This window comes from Streptomyces sp. NPDC059142 (genome assembly GCF_042755665.1).
Classification (GTDB): Bacteria; Actinomycetota; Actinomycetes; order Streptomycetales; family Streptomycetaceae; genus Streptomyces.
In genome coordinates this window covers 1-7,959 of the sequence record NZ_JBHZDA010000151.1, presented here as the reverse complement: position 1 = coordinate 7,959, position 7,959 = coordinate 1, and the positions used below count along the sequence as shown (strand labels likewise).

The 7,959-nt window shown below is 70.9% G+C and carries 6 protein-coding genes; 2 read left to right on the top strand and 4 right to left on the bottom strand.

Annotated features, from left to right (window positions below; translation table 11 throughout):
* Positions 1 to 111 precede the first annotated feature (111 nt).
* The 3 genes from ACFXPK_RS31255 to coxB are packed head-to-tail and all read right to left on the bottom strand — an operon-like array spanning position 112 to position 3,211.
* Positions 112 to 510: a cytochrome c oxidase subunit 4 gene (locus ACFXPK_RS31255; RefSeq protein WP_384920814.1), complete on the bottom strand. Its 399-nt coding sequence runs from the start codon at positions 508 to 510 to the stop codon at positions 112 to 114.
* Complete coding sequence (gene ctaD / locus ACFXPK_RS31250) at positions 507 to 2,252, bottom strand: cytochrome c oxidase subunit I (protein ID WP_385006225.1); 1,746 nt, start codon at positions 2,250 to 2,252, stop codon at positions 507 to 509. The genes ACFXPK_RS31255 and ctaD overlap by 4 nt, the downstream gene beginning before the upstream one ends.
* Positions 2,249 to 3,211, bottom strand: a complete 963-nt coding sequence (coxB, locus tag ACFXPK_RS31245) for a cytochrome c oxidase subunit II (RefSeq protein ID WP_385006223.1) — start codon at positions 3,209 to 3,211, stop codon at positions 2,249 to 2,251. The genes ctaD and coxB overlap by 4 nt, the downstream gene beginning before the upstream one ends.
* 267 nt (positions 3,212 to 3,478) lie before the next feature.
* Between coxB and ACFXPK_RS31240 the strand changes: the two genes are divergently transcribed.
* The gene (locus ACFXPK_RS31240) at positions 3,479 to 4,882 is read left to right on the top strand and encodes a cysteine desulfurase/sulfurtransferase TusA family protein (RefSeq protein WP_385080502.1); all 1,404 of its coding nucleotides are present in this window, start codon (positions 3,479 to 3,481) and stop codon (positions 4,880 to 4,882) included.
* Positions 4,883 to 5,018: 136 nt separating this feature from the next.
* On the opposite strand, the gene ACFXPK_RS31235 is transcribed toward ACFXPK_RS31240, so the two are convergent.
* Positions 5,019 to 5,993 (bottom strand): carbohydrate kinase family protein, encoded by a 975-nt coding sequence (locus ACFXPK_RS31235; RefSeq protein WP_385006218.1) that lies wholly within the window; start codon positions 5,991 to 5,993, stop codon positions 5,019 to 5,021.
* Between the two features lie 272 nt (positions 5,994 to 6,265).
* Between ACFXPK_RS31235 and ACFXPK_RS31230 the strand changes: the two genes are divergently transcribed.
* Complete coding sequence (locus ACFXPK_RS31230) at positions 6,266 to 7,864, top strand: hypothetical protein (protein WP_385080500.1); 1,599 nt, start codon at positions 6,266 to 6,268, stop codon at positions 7,862 to 7,864.
* Positions 7,865 to 7,959: the final 95 nt, after the last annotated feature.

Genomic DNA, 7,959 nt, shown 5'->3' with positions numbered 1-7,959 from the left:
TGACCACCACTAAACCCCTCGCCCCCCCCGCGGGGGCGGGGCGCAGCCCGGGGGGGCCCCGCGCCCCCGGGGGCGGCCGCGCCCGCGCCCCCTGTTCATGCCGTACGGCGTCTACTGGTTCTGGTTCTCACCGCGGTAGAACTCGAAGACCCAGCCCCACAGGCCGACCAGGATCAGCGGCAGGGAGAAGTACAGCAGCCACCAGCCGATGGCGATGGCCAGGAAGGCCAGCGCGCCACCGATGGCGAGCGAGAACGGCTGCCAGCTGTGCGGGGCGAAGAACCCGACCTCGCCGGACTCGTCCGCGACGTCGGCTTCCTTGTTGTCCTGCGCCAGCGCGTCCATCCGCCGGGCCGTGAAGGCCAGGTAGAAGCCGATCATCACGCTCAGGCCGAAGGCCAGGAAGAGCGCCGTCGTACCGACCGGCTCCTTCGACCAGACGCCGTACACGATGGCGACGGCCAGGATGAAGACGCTCAGCCAGATGAACATCCTGCCTTGGATCTTCACTTGCCGGCCTCCTTGCCACCGGCGAGGGCGCCGGCCGCGGCCCCGTGGCCCGCGTTCTCAAGCTGGTCGAGTGCGGCGATCTCGGGGTGGTGCAGATCGAACGCGGGGGATTCCGAGCGGATACGCGGCAGCGTGAGGAAGTTGTGCCGCGGCGGCGGGCACGAAGTCGCCCATTCGAGTGAACGACCGTAGCCCCACGGGTCGTCGACCTCGATCTTCTTGCCGTACTTGGCGGTCTTCCAGACGTTGTAGAAGAACGGCAGTATCGACAGACCGAGGACGAACGAGCTGATCGTGGAAATGGTGTTCAGCGCGGTGAAACCGTCGGACGCGAGATAGTCCGCGTAACGGCGCGGCATGCCCTCGGCGCCCAGCCAGTGCTGGACGAGGAAGGTGCCGTGGAAGCCGATGAACAGCGTCCAGAAAGTGATCTTCCCGAGCCGCTCGTCGAGCATCTTCCCGGTGAACTTCGGCCACCAGAAGTGGAAGCCCGCGAACATCGCGAAGACGACCGTCCCGAACACCACGTAGTGGAAGTGCGCCACCACGAAGTACGAGTCCGACACGTGGAAGTCCATGGGCGGCGAGGCGAGGATCACGCCGGTGAGTCCGCCGAAGAGGAACGTCACCAGGAAGCCGACCGTCCAGAGCATCGGTGTCTCGAAGGACAGCGAGCCCTTCCACATCGTGCCGATCCAGTTGAAGAACTTCACCCCGGTCGGAACCGCGATGAGGAACGTCATGAACGAGAAGAACGGCAGCAGTACCCCGCCGGTCACGTACATGTGGTGGGCCCACACCGTCACCGACAGACCCGCGATGGAGATCGTCGCCGCGACCAGACCGATGTAGCCGAACATCGGCTTCCGCGAGAAGACCGGAATGACTTCCGAGACGATCCCGAAGAACGGCAGGGCGATGATGTACACCTCTGGATGCCCGAAGAACCAGAACAGGTGTTGCCAGAGCAACGCCCCGCCGTTGGCCGCGTCGAACACATGGGCACCGAACTTACGGTCGGCCTCCAGCGCGAAGAGCGCCGCCGCCAGCACCGGGAACGCCAGCAGGACCAGGACACCGGTCAGCAGCACGTTCCACGTGAAGATCGGCATGCGGAACATCGTCATGCCCGGCGCCCGCATGCAGATGATCGTGGTGATGAAGTTGACCGACCCCAGGATCGTGCCGAACCCGGAGAACGCCAGACCCATGATCCACAGATCCGCGCCGATCCCCGGCGAACGCACGGCGTCCGACAGCGGGGAGTAGGCGAACCAGCCGAAGTCCGCCGCGCCCTGGGGCGTGATGAACCCGCTCACGGCGATCAGCGAGCCGAAGAGGTACAGCCAGTACGCGAACATGTTCAGCCGCGGGAAGGCCACATCGGGCGCGCCGATCTGGAGCGGCATGATCCAGTTCGCGAAGCCCGCGAACAGCGGCGTCGCGAACATCAGCAGCATGACGGTGCCATGCATGGTGAACGCCTGGTTGAACTGCTCGTTCGACATGATCTGCGTACCCGGACGGGCCAGCTCGGCGCGCATGAAGAGCGCCATCACCCCGCCGATGCAGAAGAACGCGAACGACGTGATCAGATACATCGTGCCGATCGTCTTGTGGTCGGTGGTGGTCAACCACCGCACGACCACATTGCCCGGCTGTTTGCGCCGTACCGGCAGCTCGTTCTCGTACGAGTCCTCTGCTGCTGCGGCGGCACCCTGAGGTTCGTTGAGGATGCTCACAGTTTGTTCGTCTCCGCATTCCTGGCCGGATCCGTCTGCGCGATGCCCGACGGGATGTAGCCGTTCTGGCCCTTCTTGGCCAGCTCTTCCAGGTGCTTCTGGTAGCGCTCCGGAGAGACCACCTTGACGTTGAAGAGCATCCGCGAGTGGTCGACACCGCAGAGCTCGGCGCACTTACCGAGGAAGGTGCCCTCCTGGTTCGGGGTGACCTCGAAGGAGTTGGTGTGCCCCGGGATGACGTCCTGCTTCATCAGGAACGGCACCACCCAGAAGGAGTGGATGACGTCACGCGAGGTCAGGATGAACCGGACCTTCTCGCCCTTGGGCAGCCACAGCGTCGGACCCGGGTTGTTGGTCTGCGGGTTCCGCGTGCCGGGGACGCCGTAGTCGTAGACGCCCTCCGCACCCTTGGGGAAGTCCTTCGTGAACCGGTCGGGGATGGCGTCGAGCTCCTTGGGGACCTCGTTGCCCGTGGCGGGGTTGCCGTCCACGTTCTCGATGTAGTTGAAGCCCCAGCTCCACTGGTAGCCGACCACGTTGACCGTGTGGGCGGGCTTCGCGGAAAGGCTGAGGAGCTTCGACTCGTCCCGTGCGGTGAAGTAGAAGAGCACCGACACGATGATGAGCGGGACCACGGTGTACAGCGCCTCGATGGGCATGTTGTACCGGGTCTGCGGAGGTACCTCCACCTTGGTGCGGCTTCGCCGGTGGAAGATGACGCTCCACAGGATCAGGCCCCATACCAGTACGCCCGTGATGAGCGCTGCCGCCCACGAGCCCTGCCAGAGGGAGAGGATCCGGGGAGCCTCCTCCGTCACTGGGGTGGGCATTCCAAGGCGGGGGAAGTCCTTGTATGTGCAACCCGTGGAGGTCGCGAGGATCAGGCCCGCAGTCAGCACCTGCGGCAGCTTCCGCCGCATCGGGCGCCGCGACGAGCGGTCGGAGCCGTTGGGACTCACGTAGCGCCTTCCCGAGAGTCTCGCCCGCGCGACCGGCTGCGGCCGTCTCGTGGTCGGTCGCCGACCCTGACGCGGGCGGGGGGTGTGGATGTTTATGCGGACCAAACCCTACTGGACGCGATTTCAGGGTGTGCGGGGAGGGTGCCCAACGCGCCGCCCGACTCCCCGAAGGGGTGGACTGTGCTATTCCCGGGCCCTCCCGCGCCTCGAACGGCCGCCCCGGCTCCGCTTCTGACACCCCCTCCGGCGGCGCGTTAGCGTGGCGGCGTGCCCTACTTCGACGCCGCTTCCTCCGCCCCGCTGCACCCCGTGGCCCGGCAGGCCCTTCAGGCTTCCCTGGACGAGGGGTGGGCGGACCCCGCCCGGCTCTACCGCGAGGGGCGGCGGGCCGGACTGCTGCTGGACGCGGCCCGGGAGGCCGCGGCGGAGGCCGTCGGCTGCCGCCCCGACGAACTCGTCTTCACTCCTTCGGGGACGCACGCGGTCCACGCCGGGATGTCGGGCGTGTTGTCGGGCCGCCGGCGGGTCGGCCTCGGGTTGACCGTCTCGGCCGTCGAGCACTCCTCGGTGCTCCACGCGGCCGCCGCCCACGAGGCCGCGACCGGCGGCGCGGTCAGCGAGGTGCCGGTGGACCGGTACGGGGCGGTGACGCCGGACACGTACGCCGGTGCGCTGCGCGAGGACACGGCGCTGGCCTGTCTCCAGTCCGCCAACCACGAGGTGGGTACGGAACAGCCGGTGGCCGCGGTCGCCGAGGCGTGCCGCAGCCGGGGCGTGCCGCTGCTGGTGGACGCGGCGCAGTCGCTGGGCTGGGGTCCGGTGGAGGGCGCCTGGTCGCTGCTGACGGCGAGCGCCCACAAGTGGGGCGGTCCGGCGGGGGTGGGGCTGCTGGCCGTGCGCAAGGGGGTCAGGTTCGCCCCGCGCGGCCCGGCCGACGAGCGGGAGTCGGGGCGCTCCCCCGGCTTCCAGAACATCCCGGCGATCGTGGCGGCGGCGGCCTCGCTGCGCGCGGTACGGGCGGAGGCGGCGGCCGAGGCGGTCCGGCTGCGGGCGCTGGTGGACCGGATCCGCGCGCGGGTGCCGGAGCTGGTGCCCGATGTGGAGGTGGTGGGGCATCCGGAGCACCGGCTCCCCCATCTCGTGACGTTCTCCTGTCTCTATGTCGACGGGGAGGCGCTGTTGCACGAGCTGGACCGGGCGGACTTCTCGGTCTCCTCGGGGTCGTCCTGCACGAGCAGCACGCTGACGCCGTCCCATGTGCTGCGCGCGATGGGCGTGTTGTCGGAGGGGAACGTCCGGATCTCGCTCCCCGCGGGGACACCGGAGGCGGCGGTGGACCGGTTCCTGGAGGTGCTGCCGGGGGTGGTCTCCGGCGTACGGGAGAAGCTGGGGGCGCCGGCCGGCTCCGGCGGGGCCGGCACCGTGGCGGGTACGGACGGGGTGGGCGCCCCGCTGGTGGTGGACGCGCTCGGGCGGCGCTGTCCGATCCCGGTGATCGAGCTGGCCAAGGTGTTCGGCGAGGTGCCCGTGGGCGGGACGGTGACGGTGCTCTCGGACGACGAGGCGGCGCGGCTGGACATCCCGGCGTGGTGCGAGATGCGCGGACAGGAGTACGTGGGCGAGCAGCCGGCGGACCACGGTGTCGCGTATGTGGTCCGCCGGGTGTCGTGACGCGGGGCCTGTGTGGGCCGGCCCTGTATGCGCGGGGCCTGTGTGGGCCGGCCCTGTGTGCGTGGGCGCCGTGTGGGCCGGCGCCGTGTGGGCCGGCCCTGTATGCGTGGATCAGGTGGGGCCGGGCCCGGGACGGCTAGGCCAGGTGCGCCTGGACCTCGGCCGCCGCGTCGTGGCCGTACGCCTTCGTGAAGCGCTCCATGAAGTGGGTCCTGGCCAGGGTGTACTCCTGGGTGCCGACCGTCTCGATGACGAGGGTGGCGAGCATGCAGCCGACCTGCGCCGCGCGCTCCAGGCCGACGCCCCAGACCAGACCGGAGAGGAACCCGGCGCGGAACGCGTCGCCGACGCCGGTGGGGTCGGCCTTCGCCGTCTCCTCCGGGCAGCCGACGATGATCGGCTCCTCGCCGACACGGTCGATCCGGACGCCGTTCTTGCCCAGGGTCGTGACGCGGTGGCCGACACGGGACAGGATCTCGGCGTCGGTCCAGCCCGTCTTGGCCTCGATGAGCCCCTTCTCGTACTCGTTGGAGAAGAGGTACGTGGCGCCGTCGAGGAGGGTGCGGATCTCCTCGCCCTCCATGCGGGCGATCTGCTGCGAGAAGTCCGCGCCGAACGGGATGGAGCGCGTGCGGCACTCCTCGGTGTGCCGGAGCATGCCCTCCGGGTCGTCGGCGCCGATCACGACGAGGTCGAGACCGCCGACGCGGTCGGCGACCTTCTTCAGCTCGATCTGGCGGGCCTCGCTCATCGCGCCCGCGTAGAAGGAGCCGATCTGGTTGTGGTCGGCGTCCGTCGTACAGACGAAGCGCGCGGTGTGCAGCACCTCGGAGATCCGTACGGAGGCGGTGTCGACGCCGTGCCGGTCGAGCCAGGCGCGGTACTCGTCGAAGTCCTGGCCGGCGGCGCCGACGAGGATGGGCTTGGTGCCGAGCTGACCCATGCCGAAGGCGATGTTCGCGCCGACACCGCCCCTGCGCACCTCAAGGTTGTCGACCAGGAAGGAGAGGGAGACCGTGTGGAGCTGATCCGCGACGAGCTGGTCCGCGAAACGGCCGGTGAAGGTCATCAGATGGTCGGTGGCGATGGAGCCGGTGACTGCGATTCGCACGGCGTGAACGCTCCTGATGAGGGAGAACGGTGGACAGTTCACGCTACCGGTTCCGGGCACTCTCCCCTAAGCCCGCAGTTCGGACCGGGCGCGAGATGTCGCATCGCGAGGGGGGAACGGCCGGTTCCGTGTCCGGATCCGGCCGTTGTCACCCGGACGGCGTCACTCCTGCCCCGGTCGCGCCCCGTACGGCGGTATCGGGGAACCGCCTGCCGCCCTCTTCCGTCCCACCGGTGCCAGGGCAACGCACACGGAGACGAAGGAGCGCAGCGGTGACCAGCACGGAGCAGCCCGAACAGCACCCGGCCGACAGCGCTGACCGTCCGCACGGAATCGGAAGGCGTTCACCGTTGGCCGTCGCAGCGGTGGCGGCGGCGGTCCTGATCGCGGGAGGCGGGGGCGCGTACTTCGCCACGAGCGCCTTCGGCAGCTCCGGCGGCACGGACGGCGGCAGCGGCGACAGCAGGTCCGGTGGCGGAGCGGACGACGGGAACCCGCCGCCGCTCGCGCTGGACGCGCCGGCGGCGGAGCCGGGCGCGGGCGGCGCGGACGCCCCGCCGCCGGGCATCGCGCCGGGTGAACCGGACCCGAGCGGGGTGGTCTACCGCGCCACGGGCAAGCTGCCCGCGGGCCCGGACAGCGCCCGTGTCTACCGTACGAGCGGCACGGTGCCCGCGGCGGACGTGGCCCGGCTGGCGAAGGCGTTCGGGATGACGGGCGCGCCCCGCTCGGACGGGACGTCCTGGAAGGTCGGCACCGACAAGGACGGCTCGGGGCCGCTGCTGCGGGTCGCCAAGCAGGCGCCGGGGGCGTGGACGTTCGCGGAGTTCGGCGCGGCGCCGGGCGGCGACAACTGCGCCAAGGGCAAGAGCTGCCCGAGCGGTGGCGGTACGGGGACGGGCGCGTCCGGCGGTTCCTTCGCGCCCGGCGGCGAGGACGGCGCGGTCGGCGAGGCGGCGGCGAAGAAGGCCGCGGCGCCGGTGTTCGAGGCGCTGGGCCAGGACGACGCGGACATCGACGCGAGCGGGCTGATGGGCGCGGTCCGGGTGGTCAACGCGGACCCGGTGATCGGCGGGCTCCCCACGTACGGCTGGTCGACGGCGGTCCAGGTGGACCCGGACGGCCGGGTGACCGGCGGTTACGGGCAGCTCTCGACCCCGGAGCGGAGCGACGCGTACCCGATGATCAGCGCGGCGCAGGCGCTGGAGGAGCTGAACAGGGCGGCGGACGGCGCGGGTTCGGGCGGCGGTTCCGGGGCCGACCGGATCGGCGGCTGCGCGACGCCGGTCCCGCTGGAGAAGGGCGCCACGGCCACAGGGTCGGACGTGCCGCCGGCGCTCCCGTGCGCGCCGAAGAGCGGTGCGGCGGACCCGGGGTCCGTGGAGATCACCAGGACGGTCTTCGGGCTGGCGCTGCGCTCGGTGGACGGGCGCGGGGCGCTCGTGCCGTCGTGGCTCTTCGAGGTGGCCCCGGGCGACGGCTCCGCCCCGTACACGGTCACGCACCCCGCGGTGGCGCCGAAGTTCCTGAAGAAGGCGGCGCCGACGCCGCCGCCCGCCCACGAGGAGCTGCCGGGAGGCCCCGGCGCGGCCGAGCCCGGCACCGGTCCGGCGCCGCGCCCCACGTCGTACGAGGCGGACGGGCGGACCCTGACGGTGCGCTTCACGGCCGGTGTGTGCAGCACGTACAGGGCGACGGCGGACGAGAGCGGCACGGCGGTGAAGGTGCGGCTGGTCGTCACCGACCCCGATCCCGAGCGGGTCTGCATCGCCCTGGCCAAGGAGCAGTCCGTCAAGGTGACGCTGGACAAGCCGCTGGGCGACCGGCAGGTGGTGGACACCACGACGGGCGAGAGGATCGCGCGCCACTGACGCCGCCCGCCCCGTACGCGTACGACAGCGGTCGCACGAAAGGCGGGGGGGGGGGCGGCGCCGGGGGGGGGGCGCGCCCCCGGGCGGGGGGGTGG